This window comes from Streptomyces sp. NPDC050508 (assembly GCF_040655155.1).
Taxonomy (GTDB): domain Bacteria; phylum Actinomycetota; class Actinomycetes; order Streptomycetales; family Streptomycetaceae; genus Streptomyces.
Genome location: NZ_JBFAJJ010000037.1, coordinates 24,229 through 50,316, shown reverse-complemented (window position 1 = coordinate 50,316; position 26,088 = coordinate 24,229). Strand labels below are relative to the sequence as shown.

20 protein-coding genes are annotated in these 26,088 nt (G+C 69.3%); 11 read left to right on the top strand and 9 right to left on the bottom strand.

The window, feature by feature from the left end:
• Positions 1–117: 117 nt before the first annotated feature.
• The 4 genes from AB0I69_RS48165 to AB0I69_RS48150 all read right to left on the bottom strand — a co-directional run bounded on the left by AB0I69_RS48165 (position 118) and on the right by AB0I69_RS48150 (position 10,526).
• A complete protein-coding gene (locus AB0I69_RS48165; RefSeq protein ID WP_363102209.1) occupies positions 118–432 on the bottom strand; it encodes an SCO5918 family protein in 315 nt (104 codons plus the stop codon).
• A gap of 64 nt (positions 433–496) precedes the next feature.
• A complete protein-coding gene (locus tag AB0I69_RS48160) occupies positions 497–2,068 on the bottom strand; it encodes a DEAD/DEAH box helicase (RefSeq protein ID WP_363102208.1) in 1,572 nt (523 codons plus the stop codon).
• A 180-nt stretch (positions 2,069–2,248) separates the two neighbouring features.
• Positions 2,249–2,452, bottom strand: a complete 204-nt coding sequence (locus AB0I69_RS48155; protein WP_019056860.1) for a cold-shock protein — start codon at positions 2,450–2,452, stop codon at positions 2,249–2,251.
• A gap of 253 nt (positions 2,453–2,705) precedes the next feature.
• Positions 2,706–10,526 (bottom strand): type I polyketide synthase, encoded by a 7,821-nt coding sequence (locus AB0I69_RS48150; RefSeq protein WP_363102207.1) that lies wholly within the window; start codon positions 10,524–10,526, stop codon positions 2,706–2,708.
• 106 nt (positions 10,527–10,632) lie between these two features.
• On the opposite strand from AB0I69_RS48150, the gene AB0I69_RS48145 reads away from it, so the two are divergent.
• Entirely contained in the window at positions 10,633–11,070 is a 438-nt protein-coding gene (locus AB0I69_RS48145) for a hypothetical protein (RefSeq protein WP_363102206.1), read from the top strand.
• 30 nt (positions 11,071–11,100) lie between these two features.
• The gene (locus AB0I69_RS48140; RefSeq protein ID WP_363102205.1) at positions 11,101–12,030 is read left to right on the top strand and encodes an oxygenase MpaB family protein; all 930 of its coding nucleotides are present in this window, start codon (positions 11,101–11,103) and stop codon (positions 12,028–12,030) included.
• 3 nt (positions 12,031–12,033) lie between these two features.
• Here the strand turns inward: AB0I69_RS48140 and AB0I69_RS48135 are convergent, their stop codons facing one another.
• Together AB0I69_RS48135 and AB0I69_RS48130 are read right to left on the bottom strand one after the other, a co-directional pair.
• Positions 12,034–12,840, bottom strand: coding sequence for a class II aldolase/adducin family protein (locus tag AB0I69_RS48135; protein WP_363102204.1), 807 nt, complete (start codon positions 12,838–12,840; stop codon positions 12,034–12,036).
• A 117-nt stretch (positions 12,841–12,957) separates the two neighbouring features.
• Entirely contained in the window at positions 12,958–13,407 is a 450-nt protein-coding gene (locus tag AB0I69_RS48130; protein ID WP_363102203.1) for an Lrp/AsnC family transcriptional regulator, read from the bottom strand.
• Positions 13,408–13,587: 180 nt separating this feature from the next.
• Between AB0I69_RS48130 and AB0I69_RS48125 the strand changes: the two genes are divergently transcribed.
• From AB0I69_RS48125 to AB0I69_RS48090, 8 genes are all read left to right on the top strand, one after another.
• Positions 13,588–14,733 (top strand): acyl-CoA dehydrogenase family protein, encoded by a 1,146-nt coding sequence (locus AB0I69_RS48125; RefSeq protein WP_363102202.1) that lies wholly within the window; start codon positions 13,588–13,590, stop codon positions 14,731–14,733.
• Positions 14,734–14,792: 59 nt separating this feature from the next.
• Positions 14,793–15,554, top strand: a complete 762-nt coding sequence (locus AB0I69_RS48120; RefSeq protein ID WP_363102201.1) for an SDR family NAD(P)-dependent oxidoreductase — start codon at positions 14,793–14,795, stop codon at positions 15,552–15,554.
• A 69-nt stretch (positions 15,555–15,623) separates the two neighbouring features.
• Complete coding sequence (locus tag AB0I69_RS48115; protein WP_363102200.1) at positions 15,624–16,763, top strand: thiamine pyrophosphate-dependent dehydrogenase E1 component subunit alpha; 1,140 nt, start codon at positions 15,624–15,626, stop codon at positions 16,761–16,763.
• Positions 16,764–16,771: 8 nt separating this feature from the next.
• Positions 16,772–17,728, top strand: a complete 957-nt coding sequence (locus AB0I69_RS48110; RefSeq protein WP_363102212.1) for an alpha-ketoacid dehydrogenase subunit beta — start codon at positions 16,772–16,774, stop codon at positions 17,726–17,728.
• Positions 17,729–17,741: 13 nt separating this feature from the next.
• Positions 17,742–19,058 (top strand): dihydrolipoamide acetyltransferase family protein, encoded by a 1,317-nt coding sequence (locus AB0I69_RS48105; RefSeq protein ID WP_363102198.1) that lies wholly within the window; start codon positions 17,742–17,744, stop codon positions 19,056–19,058.
• A 131-nt stretch (positions 19,059–19,189) separates the two neighbouring features.
• Positions 19,190–19,885, top strand: a complete 696-nt coding sequence (locus AB0I69_RS48100) for an alpha/beta fold hydrolase (RefSeq protein WP_363102196.1) — start codon at positions 19,190–19,192, stop codon at positions 19,883–19,885.
• Between the two features lie 67 nt (positions 19,886–19,952).
• On the top strand, positions 19,953–20,552 hold the full coding sequence (locus AB0I69_RS48095; protein ID WP_363102195.1) for a helix-turn-helix domain-containing protein: 600 nt from the start codon (positions 19,953–19,955) through the stop codon (positions 20,550–20,552).
• A 164-nt stretch (positions 20,553–20,716) separates the two neighbouring features.
• Positions 20,717–21,070 carry a RidA family protein gene (locus tag AB0I69_RS48090; RefSeq protein WP_363102194.1) on the top strand — a complete coding sequence of 118 codons (354 nt, stop codon included), beginning with the start codon at positions 20,717–20,719 and terminating at the stop codon, positions 21,068–21,070.
• 87 nt (positions 21,071–21,157) lie between these two features.
• On the opposite strand, the gene AB0I69_RS48085 is transcribed toward AB0I69_RS48090, so the two are convergent.
• Positions 21,158–21,754 carry an SMI1/KNR4 family protein gene (locus AB0I69_RS48085; protein WP_363102193.1) on the bottom strand — a complete coding sequence of 199 codons (597 nt, stop codon included), beginning with the start codon at positions 21,752–21,754 and terminating at the stop codon, positions 21,158–21,160.
• A 129-nt stretch (positions 21,755–21,883) separates the two neighbouring features.
• Here AB0I69_RS48085 and AB0I69_RS48080 point away from each other — a divergent pair, with 129 nt between their 5' ends.
• Positions 21,884–22,537, top strand: a complete 654-nt coding sequence (locus AB0I69_RS48080) for a TetR/AcrR family transcriptional regulator C-terminal domain-containing protein (RefSeq protein WP_363102192.1) — start codon at positions 21,884–21,886, stop codon at positions 22,535–22,537.
• Between the two features lie 255 nt (positions 22,538–22,792).
• Here AB0I69_RS48080 and AB0I69_RS48075 read toward each other — a convergent pair whose 3' ends face one another.
• On the bottom strand, positions 22,793–24,988 hold the full coding sequence (locus AB0I69_RS48075) for an MMPL family transporter (RefSeq protein WP_363102191.1): 2,196 nt from the start codon (positions 24,986–24,988) through the stop codon (positions 22,793–22,795).
• A 219-nt stretch (positions 24,989–25,207) separates the two neighbouring features.
• Entirely contained in the window at positions 25,208–26,020 is an 813-nt protein-coding gene (locus AB0I69_RS48070) for an SDR family oxidoreductase (protein WP_363102190.1), read from the bottom strand.
• Positions 26,021–26,088: the final 68 nt, after the last annotated feature.

Below are 26,088 nucleotides of genomic sequence, written 5' to 3'. Positions count from 1 at the left end.
CTTGTCCACCTCGATGCCCCCAATGCCCCCGATGTCCCAGGCGTCCTCGATCTTCGAGCCGAGGGACACGGCACACTCCCGCGCCTCCGGCAGATCACGGCTGTACTGGTATCGCTTCTACACGTCCTGGGGCGCGCCGCTGCCCAGCAGGGCCGACGCGTTCTCGAACGGCGTGAGCTCGTGCACGGGCGCCACCTCGGGCAGTCCGTGGCAGGTGAAGCCGAGCCGGGTCATGGCCCGGATGACCTCGCCGCTGTTGAAGTCGCGGGGGTCCTGCCGGGTGATGACCTGCCCCACCTGCTTGACGGGGTAGCGGCGCCGCCCGATGGTCACGGACTCACCCGTGACCAGCTCGGGCTTGATGCCCTTCATCGTCTCCAGGACACCCAACTTGGTGAGGTCGAAGGGATACCGGGCGATGACACAGCGCATGTTGCCTCACAGAGAGAAGGAGGATCGGGGGCCGAACGGGCGCCCGAAGGCGCCGAGTTGGTCCTCAGGCCGCAGGACCGAAGGACGACCGTCGCTGTCCCCGGCTGCTGCTTCCGCTGCCGCCACTGCTCCCGCTGCGCCGCGCCGCACCACCGGCGGACCGGCCGCCCTCGCCGGCCGGACGGCCACGACGGCCCCGCGACGACGAGGAGGACGGGCTACGGCGGGTGCGCTCGCGCTCCACGACCGGGGCCTGGATGACGACCGGGACGCCGGACGGGGCCTGGGCGCCCGTGATCCGGGTCAGCTCCTCCTCGCCCGACCGCACCGAGGTGACCTCGGGGGTGACCCCGGCCGCGGTCATCAGGCGGGTGAAGTCACGGCGCTGGTCGGGGGTGACCAGCGTGACGACACTGCCGGACTCGCCCGCACGGGCCGTACGGCCGCCGCGGTGGAGGTAGTCCTTGGGGTCGGTGGGCGGGTCGACGTTGACGACCAGGTCGAGGTTGTCGACGTGGATGCCGCGCGCCGCGACATTGGTCGCCACCAGCGCCGTCACATGCCCGTCCTTGAACTGGGCGAGGGTGCGGGTGCGCTGCGGCTGGGACTTGCCGCCGTGCAGACCGGCCGCGCGGACGCCGTTGTTCAGCAGGTGCTTCACCAGCCGGTCCACCGCGTGCTTGGTGTCCAGGAACATGATGACCCGGCCGTCGCGCGCCGCGATCTCGGTGGTCGCCCGCTGCTTGTCCGTGCCGTGCACGTGCAGGACGTGGTGCTCCATCGTCGTGACCGCGCCCGCGGAGGGGTCGACGGAGTGGACGACGGGGTCGGTCAGGTAACGGCGGACCAGGAGGTCCACATTGCGGTCCAGGGTGGCCGAGAACAGCATCCGCTGGCCGCCCGTCTGCACCTGGTCGAGGAGCGCGGTGACCTGGGGCATGAAGCCCATGTCGGCCATCTGGTCGGCCTCGTCGAGGACGGTGATGGACACGCTGTCCAGGCGGCAGTCGCCGCGCTCGATGAGGTCCTTGAGGCGCCCCGGAGTCGCGACCACGACCTCCGCGCCACCGCGCAGCGCCCCGGCCTGGCGGCCGATCGACATACCGCCGACGACGGTGGTCATCCGCACGCTGACGGCGCGGGCGTACGGGGTGAGCGCGTCGGTGACCTGCTGGGCCAGCTCGCGGGTGGGTACGAGGACGAGCGCGAGGGGCGCTCGCGGCTCGGCCCGGCGGCCTGCCGTACGGGCCAGCATCGCGAGGCCGAAGGCGAGGGTCTTGCCGGAGCCGGTGCGGCCGCGGCCCAGTACGTCACGGCCGGCGAGGGAGTTGGGGAGCGTCGTCGCCTGGATCGGGAACGGGACGGTGACGCCCTCGTGGCCGAGCGCGGCCAACAGCTTGGCGGGCATGTCGATTTCGGCGAACGACTCCACGGCCGGAAGGCCGGGGGTCACGGTCTTCGGCAGCGCGAACTCGCCCTGCAGCGCGACCGGTCGGCCGCCGCCGCCCTTGGAGCGGCGCGGCGCGCTGGAGCGGTTGCCGGACGGGGCTGCCGAGCGGTAGCCGCCGCTCTTTCCGGATTCCGGATTTCCATTGCGCTTTCGCGAGAAGCGGTCATTCGTACGTGCGCGGTTCAAAATGTGGAACCTTCCTTGATATGGCACGTATCAAGGAATTCCCGCGGTGAATGAACGGCGCAGAGAATCGCAAGAACGAGCCGGTGGCTTCGGCGGAATAGCGCCGAAAGCATGGGAAACGCAGCGAGCTGGGGCCCGCACCCCAAGGTGCGGGCCCCAGCTGCGAAGTTAACGTCGGTGTTACGCAGGAACGATGTTCTCGGCCGTCGGGCCCTTCTGGCCCTGCGCGATGTCGAAGGTCACCTTCTGACCCTCCTGCAGCTCGCGGAAGCCCTGGGCGGCGATGTTCGAGTAGTGGGCGAAGACGTCAGCGCCGCCACCGTCCTGCTCGATGAAGCCGAAACCCTTTTCCGCGTTGAACCACTTCACGGTGCCACTGGCCATTTTGTTCTCCTTCGGGGCGGTCAGCGGAGTCCGCACTGTGCGGGCTCCGTGTCGCCGTGATGATCACCCCGCCGGAAGAAAAACCGGACACACAAAAAAATGCTCCACCGCCTCGGAGGGCGGTGCGGGCATCTGAAGGGTTTGGCAACCACAACTGCAACTGAGATCAATAGTAGCACGGCGCGATCGGCCGTGTGCGGTCGTTAATTCCGTTTCTCATGTCGCGAACATAGATATTCGATCTCCCGCCGGGCTACGCAAGGCCTTCGATCCAGTCGCGGATGACCTTGGCCGTGGTCGGCGCGTCCTCTTCGAGCACGCTGAGATGGGTGCCGGAGGTGTCCGTGGTGTCCTGGACGCCAGGCCAGGACGACCGCCACTCCGGTGGCATGTCCGCCAGCGGCTCGGAGGCGCGGACCAACAGGGTGGGCACCTGCGTGAGTTCGGGCTCCCAGCCGCGGAACATCCGTGTGTACGCGCCCAGGGACAGCAGCGACAGATCGTCCACCAAGGTGTCGAACCTCTCGCCGACCGCCAGCGGGATCCGTGCGGGCAGGGACAGCAGCCACGGCTCGGCCTCCCGGTCCGGGGTGATGTGGTACGAGTCGATCAGGACGAGTCCGGCCGGGGGAGCGCCGAGGGCGGCTAGCCGGGCGGTGAGCGCGTGCGCGGCCGAACCGCCCATGGAATGGCCGACCACCACGTGGCGGCGGTCACCGAGCTGGTGGCGCACGGCCGTGGCGTGCGACTCGATCAGCGTCTCCAGGTCCCGCGCCACCGCGTCTCCGTGATCGATCCCGGCGTGCTGCACCTCGAATACGTCCCGCTCGCCCTCGAAGCAGGGAGCGAGCCCCGCGTACCAGGGGCGGCCCAGGTTGGAGGCGAAGCCGGGAACGCAGACGAGAGCCGGTCCCCGGGTGCCGGCGGCCAGCCGCAGTGGCGGCAGTGCGTGCCGGGCCGCCGCCTCGGGACCGAAGGCGGGTGCGCCGATGGACGCGGTCACCAGAAGATGCATGGCCGAGACGACGTCACCGGTTTCGCAGACCTGCCGGTACAGCGCCGGCAGCGACTGCCCGGCCCCGCGTCCGCGCCCATGGGACCGGGCCTGTGACGGGACGGTCGTGGTGGCGACCTCGTCGGGCAGTGCGCCGCGCAGCTCGCCGTACAGGTGCTCGGCGAGCTGTTCGGTGTCCGGCCAGTCGTAGGCCACGGTGACCGCCAGCGGTGTCCCGGTGAGCAGGCTCAGCCGGTTGCAGAGCATCACGCGCATCAGGGAGTCGAGGCCCAGTTCCGCGAAGTCCCGGTCCACGGCGTCGACTTCCGTGTGTCCGAGCACGGCGGCGACCTCGGTACGGATGAGCGACCGCAGTGCCGGTAGCCGCTCTGGCGGCGGCAGTTCCGCGAGACGGTTGCGCCAGGACCCGGCGGTGTCGTCCGGCACCCCGCCTCCGGCCGCCGTCGCCGCGGAGGCCGACTGCCGGTCCGTGCGCAGCAGGCCGCGCAACGGCGGCGGGAGAACCGTCCCGGCCGGGAGCGCCCGCGGTGAGCGGTCCAACGGCAGTGGTGCGAGGACCGGTTCGGCGCTGCCGAGCGCGGCGTCGAAGAGCGCGAACGCCTGCTCCGGAGAGACCGCGCGCACCAGGCCGCCGTGCACCCGGCCGCTGCGGGCCGCCATGCCGTCCTCGTCCGCCCACGCGCCCCAGGTCAGCGACAGCGCGGGCAGGCCGAGGGCCGCGCGGTGCCGGGCGAGGGCGTCCAGGAAGGAGTTCGCCGCCGCGTAGTTGGCCTGACCGGGGTTGCCGAGCAGCCCGGCCGCCGAGGAGAACAGCACGAACTGCGACAGGGGCAGCTCCTTCGTCGACTCGTGCAACTGCCAGGCCGCGTCGGCCTTCGGCCGCAGCACCGCCGCAAGCCGCTCAGGTGTCATCGACGCGAGCACGCCGTCGTCCAGCACACCGGCCACGTGCACCACGGCGGTCAGGTCGGGCCCGAACGTCTTGAGTACGGCGGCCAGTTGGTCCCGCTCGGCGATGTCGCAGGCCACCAGGTCCACCTGCGCGCCCGCCTGCTGGAGAGCGTTCCGCAACTCCCGCGCGCCCGGCGCCTGTTCGCCGCGCCGGCTGAGCAGGACCAGCCGCCGGATTCCGTGCCGGTCGACCAGATGCCGGGCCAGCATCGCCCCCAGGGACCCGGTGCCGCCGGCGATCAGGACGGTGCCCCCGCCGAGAGAGCCGTCGCCCTCCGAAGGGGGTGCAGCCGCCAGTCGGGGCACGCTCAACATGCCGTCACGGACGGCCAGTTGGGGTTCGCCCGTGGCCAGGGCGACGGGCAGTCGTCGGAGCGACTCGGGGCGGCCGTCCACGTCCACGAGGGTGAGGCGGCCGGGGTACTCCGCCTGCGCGGTCCGCAGCAGGCCCCAGACCGTGGCGGCGGGCAGGTCGGGTGATGCCTCGGCGGCACCGCGGGTGACCACGGCCAGGCGTCCGGGGCCGGCGAGATGTGTTTGCAGCAACTGCATGGCCCGTACGGTCAGACGGTGTGCCTCGGCGACCGGGTCCGTGCCCTCGCCGCCGGGAGCGGCCAAGGACGCGACGACCGTCTCCGGTGCCTCGTCGGACCAGGAGGCCTCGTCGTCGGCGGAGGCGAGGAACGCGGCCAGGCCCAGGTCGTCCGTCTCCGACACCGCCACGGCGGGCACCTCGCCGGCGGCCGGAACACCGGTCCAGCGCAGCCGGTACAGCTCTCCGGCCGAGGTGGGGCCCATCTCGGGTGCCGGTCGGGTCGTCATCGACTCCAGCCGGGCCACGGGTGCCCCCGTGGGAGTCGCCAGGTCGAGGGTGATCGAGTCCGGGCCGGCCGTCGTCATGCGGACGCGCAGCGCCGTCGCGCCTGTGGAGTGCAGGGTCAGGCCCCGCCAGGCGAACGGCAGGCGGGGAGGACCGGTGGGCGGTGCGGCGAGCAGCCCCGGGTGCAGGGCCGCGTCCAGCAGAGCCGGGTGGAGCATGTGGCGCCGCGCTTCCGCGACTGGCAACGGGCCGACCTCGGCGAACAGTTCCTCGTCCCGCCGCCACAGCGCCGTGACACCCTGGAACGCCGGACCGTACGCCAGCCCGGCCGCGGCCACCCGGTCGTAGGCGCCGGAGAGGTCCACCCGTGTGGCACCAGTCGGCGGCCAGGTGGTGAGCGGGACCGCGCTGTCGAGGGCACCCGGAACGGCAGGGCCGAGCCGACCGGTCGCATGCTGCGTCCAGGCGCCGAGCGCACCCGACTCCTCCAACCGCGCGTACACGTCCGCGGTACGGCGCCCCGCGTCGTCCGGCTCACCCAGAACCACCTGGACCTGGACGCCCTCCTCGTCGTCGGCGGGCAGGAACAGCGGGTTCAGCAGGGCGAGTTCCTCCAGTACGGCGAGACCGCACAGGTCGCCCGCGTGCAGCACCAGGTCGGCGAACGCGGAGCCCGGCACCAGGGTGTGGCCGCCCACGACATGGTCGTGCAGCCACGGCTGGGCCGCACCGGACAACCGGCCGCCGCACAGCAGCCGTTCCGTGCCCGGCACGGTGACCGTCTGCGTCAGCAGCGGATGCCCGGAACCGGCGCTCGCGTCCGTGCCGGTGTCGGGCAGCCAGTAGCGCTGCCGCTGGAAGGGGTAGGTCGGCATGCCGTCGACGCGTCGGGCACCGCTGTCCGCGTACACCCGACGCCAGTCCAACTGCACGCCGTGCACGTGGAGTTGGCCGAGTGTGTCGAACAGGGTCCGTGGCTCGACGCCGTCCCGCCGGGCTGCCGCGGTGAAGAGGAGCTCCTTGCCGGTTCCGGCCAGGCTCGCCGCGGCCTGGGCGGTGAGGTGGGCGTCCGGGCCGAGCTCGGCGAACGCGGTCACCCGTCCGTCGTGCGCCAGCCAGTGGACGGCGTCCCCGAACCGCACGGCCTCACGGGCGTGCCGTACCCAGTACGCGGCCGACCGCAGTTCCTCGCCGCCGGCCGGAAGTCCGGTCAGGCCCGACACCACAGGGATGTCGGGCGATCGGTACGTCAACCCGCCCGCGATCCGGGCGAATTCGGCGAGCATCGGCTCCATGAGCGGGGAGTGGAAAGCGTGGCTGACGCGCAGCCGGACGGTACGACGGCCTCGTACGGCGAAGCGCTCCGCCAGCGTCAGCACCGGCCGCTCCGCGCCGGAGACGACGACCGAGCGAGGGCCGTTCACGGCGGCGACGGCGACCCCGTCGGTCAGCTCGGACCTCACCTCCGCCTCGGTGGCGTCGAGCGCCACCATGGCACCGCCTTCCGGCAGCTCCCGCATCAACCTCCCCCGGGCCGCGACCAGTTCGACGGCATCCGACTCGGACAGCACGCCCGCGCAGTGCGCCGCCGCCAGCTCGCCGACCGAGTGACCTGCCAGGAACTCCGGCTGCACACCCCAGGATGCGAGCAGCCGGAAGACGGACACCTCGAAGGTGAACAGGGCGGCCTGGGCGAAGTCCGTACGCTCCAGCAGCGCGCCCGCGTCGGCGTCCCAGAGCACCGAGCGCAACGGACGCTCCAGGTGTGCGTCGAAGCGTGCGCACAGGGAGTCCAAGGTGGCCGCGAACACCGGGAACGCGTCGTACAACTCCCTTCCCATGCCGGTCCGTTGGGCACCCTGACCGGTGAACAGCAGGGCCAGGCGGGCGGTGGTGCGCGGTGGTGCGGTCGCCGTCAGGGCGTCGAGGGCGGTGAGTGCCGCCGTACGGTCGTCGGCGGTGACGGCGGCTCGGTGGGGGAGCGCGGCCCGGGTGGTGGCGTGGGTGAACGCCACGTCCAGCAGGGCGAGTTCGGGGTGCTCGCGGAGGAAGGCGGCGGTGCGTCCGGCCTGTGCCCGCAGGGCGGCCGGGGTCGCGGCCGAGAGGAGCAGCGGGGGAGTCGCCGTACGAGGAGGGGACGGTTCGTCGGTCGCCTCGGGTCCGGCCTCCTCCAGGATCACGTGCGCGTTGGTGCCGCCGATTCCGAACGCCGACACCGCCGCGCGCCGTGGCCGTCCGGGCTCGGGGAGCCATTCCTCGTCCTGGGACAGCAGTCGTACGGTGCCCGACGACCAGTCCACGTGCGGCGACGGCTCTTCGGCGTGCAGGGTGCGGGGGAGGCGGTCGTGGTGCATCGCCAGCACGGTCTTGATGACGCCGCCGACACCGGCCGCGGCCTGGGTGTGCCCGAGGTTGGACTTCAACGAGCCCAGCCACAGGGGGCGTTGGGCGGGCCGGTCCTGACCGTAGGTGGCGAGGAGCGCGTGTGCCTCGATCGGGTCGCCGAGCGCGGTGCCCGTGCCGTGCGCCTCCACGGTGTCGATGTCGGCCGGCGACAGCCCCGCGTCGGCCAACGCCGAGTGGATCACCCGTTGCTGGGCAGGGCCGTTGGGGGCGGTGAGACCGTTGGACGCGCCGTCGGAGTTGACGGCCGAGCCGCGCAGCACGGCCAGTACGGGATGGCCGTTGCGCCGTGCGTCGGAGAGCCTTTCCAACAGGACCAGGCCGACACCCTCGCCCCAGGCCGTACCGTCGGCCGCCGCCGAGAAGGGCTTGCAGCGGCCGTCCGGCGCCAGCCCGCGCAGCCTGCTGAAAGCGATGAACGGGCCGGGCGACGACATGACCGTGACCCCGCCGGCGACGGCGAGGGAGCACTCCCCGTCGCGCAGGGACCGTACGGCGGAATGCATCGCGACCAGCGACGACGAGCACGCGGTGTCCACGGTCACGGCGGGCCCGCGCAGTCCCAGCGTGTAGGCGATGCGGCCGGAGGCCACGCTGCCGGCCGAGCCGAGGGCGAGATGCGCCTCCAACTCGTGCCCGCCGCGGTGCAGTAGACGGCTCGCGTAGGTGGCGTGCATGACGCCGACGAAGACGCCGGTGTCGCTGTCGCGCAGACCGGCCGGGTCCATGCCGGCCCGCTCCAGGAGTTCCCAGCCGGTCTCCAGGAGCAGTCGCTGCTGGGGGTCGGTGGCGAGCGCCTCGCGGGGCGACATGTTGAAGAAGGCCGCGTCGAAGTCGGCCGCGCGGTCGAGGAATCCGCCCCGGCGGGTGGCGGACTTGCCGAGGCGGTCGGGGTCCGGGTCGTAGAGGTCGGCCACGTTCCAGCCGCGGTCGGTGGGGAAGTCGGAGGTCGCGTCGGTGCCGTCGGACACCAACTGCCACAGGTCCTCCGGGGATTCCACTCCGCCCGGGTAGCGGCAGGCCATGGCGACGACGGCGATGGGCTCCCCGGGTTCGGTGCGCTGGCCGCCGCCGGAGGTGCGCGCGGACCCGGGGCGGCCGTCGTCGTGCAGCGCGTCGCGCACCAGGGCCACCACGGCGGTGGGCGTGGGGTGGTCGAACACCAGCGTCGCGGGCAGCGTGAGACCGGTAGCCGTGCCGAGCCGGTCGCGCAGCAGCACACCGCCGAGCGAGGTCAATCCCTGTGCGCTGAAGGGCACTTCGGAGTCCAGATCCCGGACGGGGACGTCGAGAGTTCGTGACGTCACTTCGAGGACCAGGTCGAGGACGGCGTCGGACGCGGCAGCGAGCCGCTCGCGCAGCGCGGCCGAGGCGGTCGTACGTTCCGCGGCGAGGAGCGCCGGTACCTGCTCGGCGAGCGCGGCCCGGGCGAGCTTGCCGGACGCGGTACGGGGCAGGGACGGGGTCGGATAGATCTCGTCCGGCACCTTGAACCCGGACAGCCGTTCCCGGCAGGCGGCGAGCGCCCGCGCCGTGTCGACCCCGTCCGGGCCGGGCACGACGAACGCCACCGGCACCTCGCCCAGCACGTCGTGCCGCCGGCCGACCACAGCGGCGTCGGTGACATCGGGGAGGGCCAGCAACACCTGCTCCACTTCGGAGGGGTTGATGTTCACACCGCCCCGGATGATCAGTTCCTTGACCCGGCCGGTGACATGGAGGTGGCCGTTCGTGTCGCGTCGGCCGAGGTCCCCGGTGCGGTACCAGCCGTCGGTGAACGCCTCCGCGGTGGCATCCGGACGGTTGTGATAGCCGGTCATCAGCCCGGGACCACGGACCCAGATCTCGCCTTCCTCGGTGGCCTGTCCACCGGTGGACGGATCGGTGATCCGGATGTCCAGCACCAGCAGCGGAAAACCACGCGAGGGGTCGTCACGACGGTCGTCGAGCCGCTCGACCGCGATCTTCCCGCAGGTCTCCGTGGAGCCGTACCCGTCGAGCAGGGGAGCGGCCAGGGCCTGTTCGACCTCGGCCCGCAACTCAGGGGAACAGGGCGCCCCTCCGCTGACGCACACCCGCAGCGACGCGGGCACCGGACGTGCCGTCTCGCGCAGTGACTCCAGCAGCAGGCGGTAGGTGGCGGGCACCCCGCCCAGGATGGTGAACGGCTCGGCGGTGAGCGCCCGGGCGACGTTCGCGCCCGGCGCGAGGATGCGCGCGGTCGCACCGACGGAGACGACACCCAGCAGGCAGACGGAGTGGCCGAGGGCGTGGAACATCGGCAACGGCCAGAGCAGGCGGTCCTGTTGATGTAGTCCGTACGCCGGTACGTAGGCCTCCGCCACGGACCACAGGCCGGAACGCTGAGTGGAGACCACGCCCTTGCTCTGCCCGGTGGTGCCCGAGGTGTAGTGGATCCAGGCCGGCTCGTCGAGCCCGAGGTCGTCAAGGGGTGCCGTACCCGAATCCGTGCTTGCGAGGCTCTCGAAGGCGATCGCGCCCTCGGCCGGGTCGTCCTGCCCGACTATGATCACCCGTTGCACGGAAGCGAGTTGGGTGAGTGGTTCCTCGCTCACCATCGCCACGGCGTTGCAGTCGTCGAGGAAATACGCCAACTCCTCTTCCGAAGCGGCGGGGTTGAGCAACACGCCGATCGCTCCGGCGCGCAGCACTCCGAGCCAGGTCTCCACCAGCTCGACCCGGTTGCCCAGATGGATCGCGACCCGGTCCCCACGCCGTACCCCGAGCCGTACCAGGTGCCCCGCCACTCGGTCGGTGCGCTGCTCCAACTCCCGGTAGGTGACGGCACGTCGGTCGTCCCGGTATGCGGTCTTCTCGCCGATCCGAGTCGCGTGCTCCCGCAGGATGTCCGGCAGTGTACGCACCGACTCGCCCCCGTAAATTCCCATTCCCACCCTTTCGTTCCACCGGCGCGAGCGGTCACCGTACGACAGTCGCCGTCTGACGGCGGCATAGGGCACGCTCTACGGCATGGTGATGTGCGAGTACTTCTCGGCCGCGAGTGACGAGGCCGCCGTCGGTGTCCTCGACGAAGCGGGCGGGCCCGATCCGTCGGTGTTCGACGTGCTGTCGCTCAAGGACATCGACCCGGTGGTCGTGATGGCGCGGCTCGAAGGCATCCTCACCGACTGCACTTACGACGAGGCACGCGCCCGCCCCCGCTCCGGGCAACTGCTCTCGGATCCCGAGGCCGAAGCAGCCTTCGTCATCAGCGTCTCCGACACGCTCCGGGACGCACTGGCCACGGCGTCCGGTAAGCGACTGGACCTGGCGGCAGGGCCGTTCGCGGCTGTCGAAGAACTGAGATTCACGCCCACCAAGACGTCGGAACTGCTCCATCGGTTGTCCGGCCTGGCCCGGAGAGCCGCAGCGGAGAACCGGCGCCTGTACTGCTGGTGGGCCCTGTAAGAACCACAACTCGGCAGTCAGGAGCGGCGCGTGACCACACCCGGCGACCCGCCGACGCCCGAGCCACTCGGTCCGTCGTCAGTGGCCTGGCGGTACTTCAGCGACTGGCGGGGCATGCTGATCGGCCTCTGGGCCGGTTCGATGCAGAACATGCATCCCGCCCTCGGCGCCGGAGTGGAGGAACACTCGCACTTCTTCGACGAGCGCTGGGAACGACTGCTCCGCTCGCTCTACCCGATCGCCGGTGTGATCTACGACGGCCCGGACGCGGCCCGAACGGCCCGCGCGGTGCGCGACTACCACGTCACCATCAAGGGCACCGACAGCCAGGGCCGCCGGTACCACGCACTCGATCCGGACACCTTCTTCTGGGCCCACGCGACCTTCGTCATGGTCCCGGTGCTGGTGTGCCAGTACTTCGGTCGGCCGTTGACGGAGCAACTGAAGGAGCAGCTCTACGCCGAGAGCCTTCAGTGGTACCGGCTGTACGGGGTCAGTGACCGGCCCGCTCCGGCCAACTGGGCAGGATTCAACGCGTACTTCGAGCGGATGTGCGCCGACGTCCTGGAGGACAACCGGGCGGCACGCGCCGTGCTGGACATCCGCCGCATAGGAAAGCCGCCTGTGCTGAGGTGGCTGCCGGACGTGGTGTGGAGGATGATCCGCGGTCCGGTGACGCGGCCCTTCGTCTGGCTCACCGTCGGGATGTATCCACCCACTGTGCGCGCCAAGTTGGGCTACCGCTGGTCGCGTCGCAGTGCGCTCGGCCTGTGGCTGCTGGGTCGTACGGTCGCGCTCGGCTGGCATCTGGTGCCGTTCGAGCGGCGCTATCACCCGCGGGCCCGGGCCGGTTGGCAGCGGGTGCGCGGTCTGGCCGTAGGACCGGTCGAGACGCCGCGACGGAATCTGCCTCCGGAGGAGCACCGGGGCGACGGCAGGCACTATGTGCCGGACGGGTGAGTGTCACGCCAGTACGTCGGGTTCCTCCTCCACCACGAGGTCGGCCAGCAGATTGAAGTTGTGCCGTGCCATGTTGGCGTTGCTGAACTGCCGGTGTGCCAGGGTCACTTCCTCCTCGGTCATGATCCGGGGCTTTCCGGCGGCATCGGCGAGCAGCTGCATCTGGCACGCGCGTTCCATGGTGATGAACCACCACGCGGCCTCTTCGACGGACCGCCCGACCGTCAGCAGGCCGTGATGGCGGAGGATGGCGGCCCTTCGGTCGCCGAGCCGGGCCGCGATCCGCTCGCCTTCGGTCTTCTCCAGCACCAGGCCTTTGTACTCGTCGAACAGCACGTGGTCGTCGTAGAAGGCGCAGGACTCCTGCACGATCGGGTTCAGGAGCCTGTCCAGTGACGCGAAGGCCCTGCCGTGGATCGTGTGGGCGTGCGCCACCGCCACCACGTCCGGGCGGGCGCGGTGGATGGAGGAGTGGATCCAGAAGGCCGCCTTGTTGGTCCGGCGCTCGCCCTCGATGACCCGGCCTTCCTCATCGATGAGCAGCAGGTCGCTGACGCGGATCTTGGAGAAGTGCACCGCGTACGGGTTGACCCAGAACCTGTCGGGGAACTCGGGGTCCCGCGCGGTGATGTGTCCGGCGATGCCCTCGTCGTAGCCGTAGCGGGCGAAGATCCGGAACGCCGCGGCCAACTGCCGCTTGCGGTGCGCGCGTTCGGCCTCGATGGTCTCGCGGCTCTCCGCCAGCCGAGGAATGTCCAGTTCCTCGGCGTCGTCGAAGTCGATGTCGTTGCTGCCGGCGGTGATGGACATCGGTACGTCCTTTCCGGTGCGCGGTTACGAGGAATTTCTTTCAGGCTGCAACCATCCTCTGCTCGTGTCAACCTCGGAGGTAATAAATATTGCCTCCTGGGCATGTCGCTTGTCCGTTCAGTCGCCTCTGCGCCATGCCCCCAGCACCATGAGCGTCTTCGTGCCGATCACGGCGCCTGTGCGCCGGAGGCGGTCGATGACATCTTTCAGGTGCTGCACGTTGGCCACCCGGACCCGGACCAAGGCGTCGGGGTCGCCCGCGACGGTGAAGACCTCCAGGGTCTCCGGGACGCTGGTGGCGGCCATCGTGATCGCCTCGACCTTGATGTCGCCGGCGAACCGCAGCTCGACGAAGGCCTCGAAGCCGCCGCCCAGCTTGCCGTGGTCAAGGGTGACCGTGTAGCCCGCGATGACTCCGACCCGCTCCAGTCGGTCGACTCGGCGTTTGACCGCCGACGGGGAGAGGGCGACCCGTTCCGCGATCTCCGTCATCGTCCGGCGGCCGTCTTCGACCAGCAGATCGAGAATCGCGCGGTCGACGCTGTCGATGAGTCCTGTATCGGTCATGCGCTCATCCTCCTCGTAACGCCCGTTCTTTGCGGGCCATCCGGCTTTTGCTCCAGTTTCTTGCATCACATGCAAGATACCTGCAACGTAATTGCCCTCGACCATGTCCCGCCGGTCCACTGACAACACCTGCAACTGGTCGGCGACCGCCGTTCGAGGGCGTGAGGAAGGGACCCAGCGGTGAAGGTTGAGCGCGAACTACCCTCCAGCGAAGCCCGGGAGCTACTGGAGCTGACGGTCGACATCGCGGACAAGGAACTCGCCCCGCGCGCGGCCCAGTTCGAGGAGGAGGGCCGCTTTCCGCGTGAGGTGTTCAGCCTCCTCGGCGAAGCGGGGCTGCTGACCCTTCCGTTCGGCGAGGACGTCGGGGGAGGTGGCCAGCCCTACGCCGTCTACCTGCAAGTACTCGAAGAACTGGCCGCCCGATGGGCCGCCGTCGCCGTCGGTGTCAGCGTCCACACCCTGTCGTGCCACCCCGTCGCGGCCTTCGGCTCCGCGACACAGCGGCAGACGCTGCTGCCATGGCAACTGAGCGGCGCCGCACTCGGCGCCTACTGCCTGTCGGAGGAACACGCGGGTTCCGACCCCAGCGCCATCCGGGCCGGCGCGGCGCGTGACGGCGAGGTGTGGGTGGCCCGGGGTGCCAAGGCCTGGGTCACCCATGGCGGTCATGCCGACTTCTACACCGCCTTTCTGCGCACGTCTCCAGACCCCCGCAACGGCATCTCCTGCTTCCACGTGGATGCCCGATCGCCCGGCCTGAGCGCGGGTGCTCCGGAGCGGAAGATGGGGCTGCGCAGCTCGACCACCGCGGCGATGAACTTCGACGAGGTACAGGTCCCCGGCGACCGGCTGATCGGCGAGCCCGGCCAGGGCCTGAAAATCGCACTGTCCGCTCTCGACGCCGGCCGGCTCGGCATCGCCGCGGTCGCGGTCGGGATCGCACAGGCGGCACTCGACCACGCGGTCGACTACGCCCGCGAGCGCCGGACATTCGGCCGTCGCATCATCGAGCACCAAGGCGTCGGCTTCCTGCTCGCCGACATGGCCGCGCGAACCGAAGCGGCCCGCGCCACCTACCTTGTCGCCGCTCGCCGCAAGGACTCCGGTCAGGCGTTCAGCCGGCAGGCCAGCATCGCGAAACTCATCGCGACGGACACGGCGATGGCCGTGACGACCGATGCCGTCCAGGTGCTCGGCGGCGCCGGATACGTCCGTGAGCACCCGGTGGAGCGCTACATGCGCGAGGCGAAGATCACGCAGATCTTCGAGGGCACCAACCAGATCCAGCGCCTGGTCATCAGCCGTCACCTTGCCGACTCCTGAACTGGGCCAGGTTTCCCACGACTTGCACGTTTTCTACGACTTGAAGGAAGGCGGGCACCGTGACACATCGCGATGCTGTCGCTGTCATAGCGGGAGGCGGCTCGGGACTTGGGCGCGCGACCGCACACCGGCTGCACCGACAGGGCCGTACCGTCGTACTGTTGGATCTTCCGGACGGTCAAGGGGAGGCCGCTGCCGTCGCGTTGGGGGAGCGCGCCCACTTCGTCGCGGCGGACGTGACCGATCCGGGCCAGGTACGGCAGGCCTTCACGTACGCGGCAGCCCATGGGTCGGTGCGCGCGGCGGTCAACTGCGCAGGAGTCGTGACGCCCGGTCGCATCCTGAGCCGGCGGGGACCACTGCCCGCCGAGGACTTCCGGCGCGTGATCGAGATCAACCTGCTCGGCACCTTCCACGTGCTCGCCGCCGCTGCCGCCGTCATGGCCGACAACGCTCCGGACAAAGGAGATCGGGGCGTCATCGTCTGCACCGCGTCGATCGCCGCCTACGACGGCCAGATCGGCCAGGCCGCCTACGCGGCGAGCAAGGGCGGCGTGGTCTCGCTGACCCTGGCCGCGGCCCGGGATCTCGCCGACTCGGCCATCCGCGTAGTCACCGTCGCGCCAGGGCTGTTCGACACCCCGCTGCTGTCGGGACTGCCGGAGCGGGCACGGACCCAACTGGGCGCCGCCGTGCCGCATCCGTCCCGTCTCGGCTCGCCGGACGAATACGCCGGCCTGGTCACCCACATCCTCGACAACCCGATGCTCAACGGCGAGGTCATCCGCCTCGACGGCGCCCTGCGCATGCCCCCGCGCTGAATCCCCTTACCGACATGGCCAGTTGACCCGCTCTCCGCGTCGAGAGCGTCGCCCGGAAAGAGAGCACGCATGGCACACGTTGTGCAACACCCGCCGTCCGAGACATCGCAGGCCGATCCACCGCTACAACTGCTCGATCCATCAGGGAACTTGAGCACGGACACCCGACTGCCCCTCGACACGGCCACCGTCGACCTCCCGGCCCTCTACCGCGACATGGTGCTCGCCCGCCGACTGGACACGGAGGCCATCGCCCTGCAACGGCAGGGCGAGTTGGGACTGTGGCCCTCGCTGCGCGGCCAGGAGGCGGCACAGGTCGGTGCCGCGCACGCATTGCGCAGCCAGGACATGGTCTTCCCCACCTACCGCGAACACGGCGTGGCATGGTGCCGAGGGCTCGACCCGGTGTCGCTCCTCGGACTCTTCCGGGGCACCACGCTGGGCGGTTGGGATCCCTACGCGCATTACTTCAACCTGTACACACTGGTCATCGGGGCGCAGACCCTGCACGCGGTGGGCTACGCCATGGGCCTGTACCGGGACGGCAGCACCGGCTCGGACGATCCCGCCCGCGATACGGCCGTGCTGGCATTCCTCGGAGACGGCGCACTGAGCGAGGGCGAGACGAACGAGGCGTTCGTCTGGGCCGCCGCCCAGAACCTGCCGGTGGTCTTCTTCTGCCAGAACAACCAGTGGGCCATCTCCGCGCCCTACAGCGTGCAGAGCCGCATCCCCGCGGCCCGACGCGCCGCCGGATACGGCTTTCCGGGCATCCGCGTGGACGGCAACGACGTGCTGGCCTGTCTCGCAGCCACGCGCCAGGCGCTGCACCAGGCACGATCCGGTGGCGGCCCGACCCTGATCGAGGCCGTCACCTACCGCATCAACGCCCACACCACGGCCGACGACGCAGGCAGGTACCGGGCCGCCGAGGAGACCGAGGACTGGACGGCCCGAGACCCGCTGGAGCGGCTGCGCACCCATCTGCGGTCCGTGGGTGCCGTGACCGACGAGTACTTCACCGACCTCGAACGGCGTGAGCAGGACCTGGCCGAACGGCTACGCAGCGGCTGTCGCGGCCTGGCCGAACCCGACGCGTCCGCCCCCTTCGAGCACACCTACGCGCGGATGCCCGCAGATCTGCGCCAACAGCTGCGCGAGCACTTGGAGTTCGTCTCCACCGCGCCGCAGGACGGAGAGCGGAAGTGAGCGTCTCCATGGTGAAGGCTCTCAACGACGGACTGCGTCAAGCCCTGACCGACGATCCCCAAGTCCTGCTCATGGGCGAGGACATCGGCCGGCTCGGCGGTGTGTTCCGCGTGACGGACGGACTGCAGAAGGAGTTCGGCGACCTGAGAGTGGTCGACACCCCGCTGGGAGAAGCAGGCATCGTCGGAGCGGCGATCGGACTCGCGATGCGCGGATACCGGCCTGTCTGCGAGATCCAGTTCGACGGCTTCGTCTACCCGGCCGCCAACCAGATCATCACCCAACTCGCCAAGCTCAGACACCGCTCGGCGGGCCGCATCTCCCTGCCCGTCGTGATCCGCATCCCCTACGGCGGCGGCATCGGCTCGATCGAGCACCACTCGGAATCACCGGAGACGTACTTCGCCCACACTGCCGGGCTGAAGGTCGTCACCTGCGCCACCCCGCACGACGCGTTCCACATGATCCAACAGGCCGTGGCCGACGACGACCCCGTGGTGTTCCTCGAACCCAAACGGCACTACTGGACCAAGGGAGAGGTCGACCCGGCCTCGGCCCTCCCACTGGAGCGGGCCGTCATCCGCCGCGAGGGGACGGACGTGACACTGATCGCCTACGGCCCGACCGTGCCGGCGGCTCTGGAGGCGGCCGACGCCGCATCGGAGGAGGGTCACAGCGTGGAGGTCGTAGACCTGCGCAGTCTCTCTCCGTGGGACACCGCGACCGTCCGCGCGTCCGTGCACCGCACCGGCCGAGCCGTCATCGCACATGAGGCCGCCTTCTCCCACGGGTTCGGGGCGGAGGTCGCCGCGCGGCTGCAGGACGAGGAGTTCCACTTCCTCGAAGCGCCCGTCCTGCGGGTGACCGGATACGACACCCCCTACCCGCCCAGCCGTCTGGAGTCGGACTGGCTTCCGGGTGTCGACCGGATCCTCAACGCCATTGACCGCAGCCTGAGTTACTAGGAGAGGCCACGCCGTGACGAGCCCACAGCAGTTCCTGCTCCCCGATGTCGGCGAGGGTCTGACGGAGGCGGAGATCCTCGCCTGGTCGGTCCGGCCCGGCGACATCGTCGAGGTCAACCAGATCATCGTCGAGGTGGAGACGGCCAAGGCCGCCGTCGAACTTCCCTCGCCCTACGCCGGTGTGGTCAGCGCCCTCCACGCGGACGTGGGGGAACTGCTCGCGGTCGGCCGGCCGCTCATCACGATCGACGCCGAGACACCGGGAGGGGCGGCAGGCGGAGAACCGGAGGGTCCGCCGGTGGAGCAGCCCGAACCGCAACAAGCGGCACTGCTGGTCGGATACGGCCCGCGGGGACCCGGTGCCGGCCGTCGCAGAAGGCGCCCCGCTCACGCGCAGCCGCAACGTGCGGCCGGGATGGAGGACAACGGCCCGGGCCGAGCCGCAGCCCGACCGGCAGCCAAACCGCCGGTCCGCAAACTCGCCAAGGATCTCGGGGTCGACCTGACAGCCGTCGCCCCCACCGGCCCTGGCGGAACCATCACCCGCGAAGACGTCCGCGAGGCCGCCCGACGCGCAGCGCCGGAGACCGCCCCTCTCTCGACCCCTGACACTTCTCGGCCCTCCGAAACGCGCATACCGATCCGCGGCGTTCGCAGGCACACGGCCGCCGCGATGGTCGCCTCCGCCTTCACCGCACCGCACGTCACCGAGTTCATCACCGTCGACGTCACCGCCACCATGCGGCTTCGTGAACTCGTCGCCGGGCGCAGGGAGTTCCGCGAACTGCGGGTGACTCCACTGCTGTTCTTCGCCCGGGCCTTCCTGATCGCCCTGGCCAAGACCCCTGAGGCGAACGCCAGTTGGGACGAGGAGGCGCAGGAGATCGTCCTGAAGCACTACATCAACCTCGGAGTGGCGGCAGCGACGGACCGCGGCCTGGTCGTGCCGAACATCAAGGGCGCGGACCGGATGTCGTTGCACGAACTGGCCCAGGCGCTGGCAACCCTCACCGCGACCGCCCGAGCCGGCCGCACTTCCCCACAGGACATGACCGGCGGCACCGTCACGCTGACGAACGTCGGGGTGTTCGGTGTGGACACCGGTACCCCCATCCTCAACCCGGGAGAAGCCGCCATTCTCGCCGTCGGTGCCGTCCGCCGTATGCCATGGGTCGTCCAGGACGACAGCGGAAACGAACGCATCGAGCCCCGATGGGGCACCCAACTGGCGCTCTCCTTCGACCATCGACTCATGGACGGCCGACAGGGATCCGAGCTACTGGCCAATACCGCGCAGATCCTGCACGAACCGGGGCTGGCGATGCTGTGACGGTCGCCGTGCCGCTCGACGAGTTGGCCTATGAGGCAACTTTATTTGCCCATGAGGTTGACTTGGGTGGGGCTGGACCGTGACTCTGTGGGAAAGACCGAGGGGCTCTGGAGTCTCAGGAGGAGCGGGCTATGGCAACGTTCGTACTCGTACACGGTTCGTGGGGCGGTGGCTGGGTGTGGGACCGGTTGCGGCCCCTGCTGGAGAGCGCCGGCCACACAGTTCTCACGCCCACGTTGACCGGCCTCGCCGAGCGGCACGGTCTCTCCTCGCCGGACGTCGGCCTGGGCGTCCACTCGCGAGAAATCGCCGAACTCCTGGAATCCGAAGGGGTGGAGAACGCGATCCTGGTCGGGCACAGCTACGGCGGCATGGTGATCACGGGAGCGGCGGCGCTCGCCGCCGATCGTGTCGGGCAGGTGGTGTACGTGGATGCCTTCGCCCCCGTGACCGGTGAGTCGGCGTTCACGATGCTGCCGTGGCTGGAGAAGGCGTTCGCCGATGCGCCGGGGCCCGCCGAGTGGGAGGTGGCACCGCTCGACCCCGGGTTGCTCGGTGCGGACGACGAGGGGGCGGCGTGGCTTGCGAGCAGGCTGACACCGATGTCTCGGTTCACTCACGAGGAGCCGCTCGGCCCCGGCAGCGAAGAGGTTCTGGCGAGCAGGGCGGTCACCTACCTCTACTGCGCCGATCAGGCCCTCTTCACCGACATCGCCGCATCGGCGGAGAAACGGGGATTCCGGGTCGTCGCGCTGCCGGACGTCACCCATGTCGACCTGCTGACGAGCCCGCACATCCTTGAGCGAGAACTGCTGAACCTCGTATAGACGGGACCCCGTCCGATGTACCCGACAGGCGCGCTCTATTGCCTCAGAGGCATGTTATCGTGCGGGAATGCCGATCGAGGACACTGATCTGTGGGTTGCCCAACGCCTCAAGGACCTGCGTGGCGAGCGTGGCATCACCCTGACGACACTGGCCGAACAGACCGGCATTTCCTCGGCGCATCTGTCGCGCCTTGAGAAGGGCGTACGCAAGCCGTCCATCGGAGCCCTGCTGCAGATCGCCCGCGTTTACGGCGTATCCATCAGTGAGTTGGTACAAGAACCCGATCAGGACGACTTCCATCTGGTGCGTGCCGACGCGGCGATGACGCGCGACGGACAGGACGGCCGGTACACCGTACTGAGCGGACCTCGGGAGACGATGTCCGTCATCCGGGTCGAATTGGCCGCCGGTAAACACACCAAGACCGCCCGGCATGTCGGCGAAGAATGGCTGCACGTGGTGTCGGGCGCGATCACTCTCGACATCTCGGGCGTATCGCTGGAGCTCGACACCGGAGATTCGGTGCACTTCGACTCGTCGAAGGAGCATCGTCTCACCAACAAGGACGATGGCGCCGCCACCGTGCTCATCGCATCGACAGCGGCGACCGTTCCGATGCGTCACCCCATTCCGGCGTCCCGTCGCAACTCGGCGGACGCGCGCTGAGCGCTGCGTGAAACGCGCGCTGCGGCCTGGTGATTTCTCAGGCATTCCTGCATTCCTGCATGCCGAAACCGCCATGCCCGCGCGCCCTACTGGACAAAGAGGGAAGGTCCACGATGTCGTCACCCATTGCACTGAACCCTGGTGCACTCCCGCCCCTTACCGGTGTGATCTCCCACGGCGTGGCCGTTCCCGGCCTCGGGCTCGTTTACACGTCCGGACAGGTTGCGTGGGACGCCGACGGGCAACTCGTCGGTCGAGGCGACCTGGCCGCGCAATTCGCCAAGGCCTACGAGAACGTCGACGCGGTGCTGGCCGCCGGGGGTTCGAACCGTAGCAAAATCATCAAGGAGACGATCCATCTTGTCGGGTACAACCCGGACAACGCGGAGCAGTTGATCGCGCTCATCGCCGGCTGCCGAGGCGCAGGGCAGACGCCGCCCGCGAGCACGTGCGTGGGGGTGGAGACGCTTTTCGCGGAGGGTTATCTGGTCGAGATCGAGGTGGTCGCGACCGTGTGACCAAAGGGTCTCCCGCCTGCCGCGGCAGGGGTTCCGCCCGCCGTCGCCGGTGCAACGGCTGTAACCGGCCGTCTGGGGTCGCTCCGTTCAGAACGACTCGAAGCTCGGCTGGACGGGGCCGATCTCTCCGGCGGCGACCAGTTCTTCAAGATCCTCCGGCTCCAGGTACTCCAGGGCTTCCGGTTCGATGCCGTGATAGCGGTCCAAGTCGACCAGCCGTCGTACGAAAGCGAGAGCGAAGGTCGAGAACGGTCCGTCGAAGGTCTCGCATCCCTCTTCATGAACCATCGTGACGACCTTCCACCGGTCCGGGTCCGGGTCGCAGGGCAGGAAGAAGTGTTCGTCGCCACCGTGGTCGTACCCCCACGAAACCAGTCCACCGGGTTCGGGGTGAAAAGGGTACGGAACATGCTCGGAGTCCCTGATGCGCAGGGCCCGTTCTCGGCGCTCGGTGAACGTCTGATGCGTCTCGCGCATGCGCTGCAACAACGGGCTTGATCCATGCGGATGGAAGACGACAAGCTCACCGGAGATGGCCCCACTGCCGTAAGCATCGAGGAACATCTTGAAGTCGCTGGGCAAAGCGGAACCCACGTATTGCTCGACTTCGTTCCAGTCGTCCGGGTCCGGTTCCCGGCCGACGGGCTCACCCAGCAGGGTCTGCAACTCATCCAACGAGGACATGCGCTGCTCCAAGAACGGTCGATGCGGGGTGAGGTGTCAGTGACCTCGGGTAGGCCACCGGGTGTGCCGCCCTCCGGACCTTGCCGTAGGTGGATTTCATCATCATGGCGACCTGGGTACCATTGATCGGTGACCAAGACGCCGGGCGCTGCCCGAACCAAGGTCGGCATCACGCTCGATCGTGTTGTCGGGGCCGCATTCGATGTTCTGCAGAGAGACGGCATCGCCAGACTGTCCGCTCGGGCGGTGGCGGCCGAACTCAACGTCAGGATGAATACGGTCATGTGGCACATCAGGACCAAGGATCGGCTGCTTGGCCTGATGGCGGAGTCCATCATGGGCGAGGTCGACCTGGAGAACCTGCGCGGAGACTGGCGCGACCAAGTGGCCGAACTGCTCCGGCGCCTGCGGCAGGCAATGCTCGGACACCGGGACGGCGCCCTGCTCGTCGCCGGAACCTTTCCTGTCGAACCGAACACCCTGGCTTTTTCCGAGCGGTTGGTGACCGTCCTCTTCGATGGTTGTCCCACACGCAAGTCGGCAGCCTGGACGTCTTGGAGCCTTTTCTATTTCACGCTCGGCCTCGTTCAGGAGGAGCAGGCGACACCGGCCGCGTTCCACGATCGCCTGCGGGAATCGGTGAACGATCAGCATTTCCCGGGCCTCCATTCGGTGCTGGAGGACTACGTTTCGATCGACTACAGCGAGCGCTTCGACTTCGGAATCGAGCAGATCCTTCAATCGGCCCCGACGACCAAACCGCGGCCGCACTCCGGGAGTTGAAATCGGCGGCGGTGCCGCGGTGGGCCTGCAGCAGGTGGCTATGGTGGTGCGTGGTTACCGCATCTCGCCCGTCTGCGTCCCGAGTTGGCGTACGGCGGAGATTCCGACACGGGAGCCATTGCTTCGACGCTACGTCGAGTGCTGCTGATGTTCACGGACGGCCTGTTGAGGTCCCGGACCGACCGGGTGCCGGCCGGTGCGGCGACGGGGCCTGTCTGCCGACGGTATGGATCGGCAGACAGGCCCGCGTCGTTGCTACCCGCGACGGCCTGCCGGACCGGGGGTGACCGAGTTCTGGTCCCCCGCACCGGAGATCGGGTCGGCGGTGTCGGAACCGGTGCCCGGGCCGGGCGTTGGCTCGCGAGTCCGGTCGGCGTTGCCGGGCCACCAGGCTGCGTGGCCGATCAGGGCGGTGAGGCTCGGCGTGAAGAACATCGCCATCACGAAGGCGGCGACCGCGATGCCGAAGGAGACGGCGAAACCCATCTCCGTGAGCAGCGCGTTGCCGGCCAGCATCATCGTCGCGAAGGTCGCCGCGAGGATGAAACCGGCCGCGGCCACGGTCGGCCCCGCGTGCCGTAGCGCCATGCTTGCCGCCTCGCGCGGATCGCGGCCCTCGCGAGCCTCCTCGCGGAGCCGGGCGATCATGAGGATGTTGTAGTCCGTGCCGATGGCGACCACGAAGAGATACATGATCACCGGGAGCATGAACATCAGCCCCGGGTGTCCCTGCGCGTCCTGGAAGATCCAGACGGTGGCGCCGAGGGTGGCGCCGAAGCCGAGACCCACCGAGGCGATGAGGTACCACGGTGCGACGACGCTCCGCAGGAGCAGTCCCAGGATCAGCATGATCAGCAGGGCGGCGACGGGGAAAACGGTCCGGTAGTCGTGGTTGACCGCGGTGTTGATGTCCTTGTAGATCGAGGACATGCCGCCGACCAGGGCCTCGGTGCCGTCGGGCGCGGCAGAGTGCGCGACGTCGCGTACCCGGCCCACGGCGTCGATCGCCTTTTCCGTGGACGCCTCGTACTTCAGCGTGACGGTGAAGTCCGCCGTGGTGCCGTCCTTGTTGACCTGGCTCATACGGGCGCTCGCCACACCGTCGACGGCCCCGAGTTTCTCGGCGTAGGCAGTGAAGGCGGACTTGTCGAGCGGCTTGCCGCCGGTGCTGGAGAGGTAGACGTCGGTGGGGGCGGCGGCGCCGGCCGAGTACGCCTTCTGCATCTCGTCCTGGACGACCATCGACTCCTTGGTCTTGGGCATGGAACCGGAGGCCAGGTCGAAGGTCGCCTTGTAGCCGAGCGTGCCCAGGGACAGCGCGACCAGGACAAGACCGGAGAGCGCGGCGGTCAGCGCGGGGCGGCGCTGCACACCGCGGCCGAGGGCGGCGAACCGGGCGTTCTCCGGCTCGCGTTGCCAGGACTTGGAGGGCCAGAACACCTTCGGCCCGATCAGCGACACCACGGCCGGGATCAGGGTCAGACCCGCGATCAGGGTGACGCTGACCGAGATGGCCAGCGCCGGACCCATCTGCTTGAGGAAGCCCAGCGTGGACAACACCAGCGCGAGGAAGGCGATGATGACCGCGCCGGCGGCCGAGGCGATGGCCTCGCCGACCCGGGCGACCGCGTTGATCATGGCCTGCTTCGGCTCGTCACCCGCCCGCAGGCGTTCTCTGTAGCGGAACATCAGGAACAGGAAGTAGTCCGTGCCCACGCCGAACAGCACGACGATCAGGATCGACGAGACGGAACTGTTGGCCTGGAGACCGAACAGCTTCGTGGCGTACGCGATCAGCCCGTTGGCGATGGACGCCACCACCCCGATCAGGACCAGCGGGAGGAAGGCGAGGATCGGCGCCCGGAAGATGATCAGCAGGGTCACCAGGATGATGAGGAAGGTCCCGATGCCGATCAGCGCCTCGCCGCGCTTCGAGGAGTCCTGCTGGTCGAGGGCCTGCGCGGCGGAACCGCCGAGCTTCACGTCGAGGTCAGTGCCCTTGGCGAGTTGCTTGACGTCGTCGCGCAACACCTTGGCGGCATCCGCCTGCACCGGCTGACCGGCGTTCTTGCTGTCCATCTGCACCAGGGTCATGGTGTACCTGCCGTCCTTGGACGGCGGGCCGGGGACCACCTTCTGCACCTGGTCGATGTGCTTCTTGCCCAGTTCGGTGGTGATCCGGGCGACATCCTGTTTGTCGGCGGCGGTCAGCTTGCCGCCGTCGGTGCGCTGGTACAGCGCGATCGCGGACGGGGTGAAGGCGCTGGGGAACGCCTTCACCTGCAGATCCGCCGCTTTGATGGACTCGTAGCTCTTGGGCAGGAAACTGCTCTCGTCGCTGTTGGAGGGCAGGCTGGGGGCGGTGGCGACAATCGCCACCGCGGCGATCAGCCATGCCACGATCGTCCAGACGGGATGTCTGACGACACCATTGCCAATACGTCGAAACATGCGGGAGGTCCTCCTGGGAAGGAAGATCACCGCAGCCCGGGGAGCGGACCCCGGCATCGGCGACCCCGACCGGTCCTCAGCCGTAGGGCCGGTCGAACGGTTGTCTGTGTGCTTGTCCTTGCGGTCACACGTGAAGATTCATAACACACGCATTGTTTGCCGCGGAGGGGGAGTGGCACAGGCCGAACGGGACCCTGAGTTCGCCGCGACATCAGGCCGTCAGGATCCGAACGCGGTCTTGGAGACGTCGTCCCAGTTCCGCCACTCGTCGAGCCGTGTTCGGTACTCCTTGGTGATCATCTCCAGCGGCCCTTCGCCGAAGAAGATCCGCAGGGGCGGGTGTTCCGCGTCCACCACGGTGAGGATCGCTGCCCGTGTCGCGCTCGGATCGCCGCGCCGTGCGGAAATCCGCGTCATGGCCGCACGGAAATCGTCGTAGGCCGGAAGGCGCTCGGACTGCACCGCAGAGGGCCCGGCCCAGCCGGTGGCGTAACCGGCCGGCTCGACCAGGGTGACTTTGACGCCGAAGTCCTTCACCTCGGCGGCGAGGCTCGCGGTGAAGCCCTCCAGGCCGAACTTGGACGCGTGGTAGATGCCGAGTCCGGGCAGCGAGACAACGCCACCGATGGAGGAGACCTGGATGATGTGGCCGGATCCGCGGGCGCGGAGGTGGGGCAACACCGCCTGGGTGACCCAGAGCGCGCCGAACAGGTTGACGTCGATCTGTTCGCGGGCCTGCTGCTCGGTCACTTCCTCGGTCATGCCGAACAGGCCGTAGCCCGCGTTGTTGATGACGACGTCAAGGCTCCCGAACCCGTCGATCGCCTGCTGCACGGCCTTGAATGCCGCCGTGCGGTCCGCCACGTCCAGCTGCAGCGGCAGGACCGCGTCGCCGTACTTCTCGACCAGGTCTTGGAAGGCGGCGTCCGAGCGGCTGGTCGCGGCGACCCGGTCGCCACGTTCGAGCGCGGCTTCCGCCCACTCCCGCCCGAATCCCTTGGACGCTCCGGTGATGAACCATGTCTTCGGCATGACCTCTCCCCACTTGTCTTGTTCGGTGACCAACACGACAAGTGAACTTGGTCGGTGACCAAGATGTC

Coding starts and splice junctions, on each gene's coding strand:
- AB0I69_RS48155 (WP_019056860.1), bottom strand. CDS start 2,452: ATGGCCAGTGGCACCGTGAAGTGGTTCAACGCGGAAAAGGGTTTCGGC.
- AB0I69_RS48165 (WP_363102209.1), bottom strand. CDS start 432: ATGCGCTGTGTCATCGCCCGGTATCCCTTCGACCTCACCAAGTTGGGT.
- AB0I69_RS48115 (WP_363102200.1), top strand. CDS start 15,624: ATGGCACACGTTGTGCAACACCCGCCGTCCGAGACATCGCAGGCCGAT.
- AB0I69_RS48100 (WP_363102196.1), top strand. CDS start 19,190: ATGGCAACGTTCGTACTCGTACACGGTTCGTGGGGCGGTGGCTGGGTG.
- AB0I69_RS48135 (WP_363102204.1), bottom strand. CDS start 12,840: ATGTCCATCACCGCCGGCAGCAACGACATCGACTTCGACGACGCCGAG.
- AB0I69_RS48075 (WP_363102191.1), bottom strand. CDS start 24,988: ATGTTTCGACGTATTGGCAATGGTGTCGTCAGACATCCCGTCTGGACG.
- AB0I69_RS48085 (WP_363102193.1), bottom strand. CDS start 21,754: ATGTCCTCGTTGGATGAGTTGCAGACCCTGCTGGGTGAGCCCGTCGGC.
- AB0I69_RS48070 (WP_363102190.1), bottom strand. CDS start 26,020: ATGCCGAAGACATGGTTCATCACCGGAGCGTCCAAGGGATTCGGGCGG.
- AB0I69_RS48110 (WP_363102212.1), top strand. CDS start 16,772: ATGGTGAAGGCTCTCAACGACGGACTGCGTCAAGCCCTGACCGACGAT.
- AB0I69_RS48095 (WP_363102195.1), top strand. CDS start 19,953: ATGCCGATCGAGGACACTGATCTGTGGGTTGCCCAACGCCTCAAGGAC.
- AB0I69_RS48130 (WP_363102203.1), bottom strand. CDS start 13,407: ATGACCGATACAGGACTCATCGACAGCGTCGACCGCGCGATTCTCGAT.
- AB0I69_RS48145 (WP_363102206.1), top strand. CDS start 10,633: ATGGTGATGTGCGAGTACTTCTCGGCCGCGAGTGACGAGGCCGCCGTC.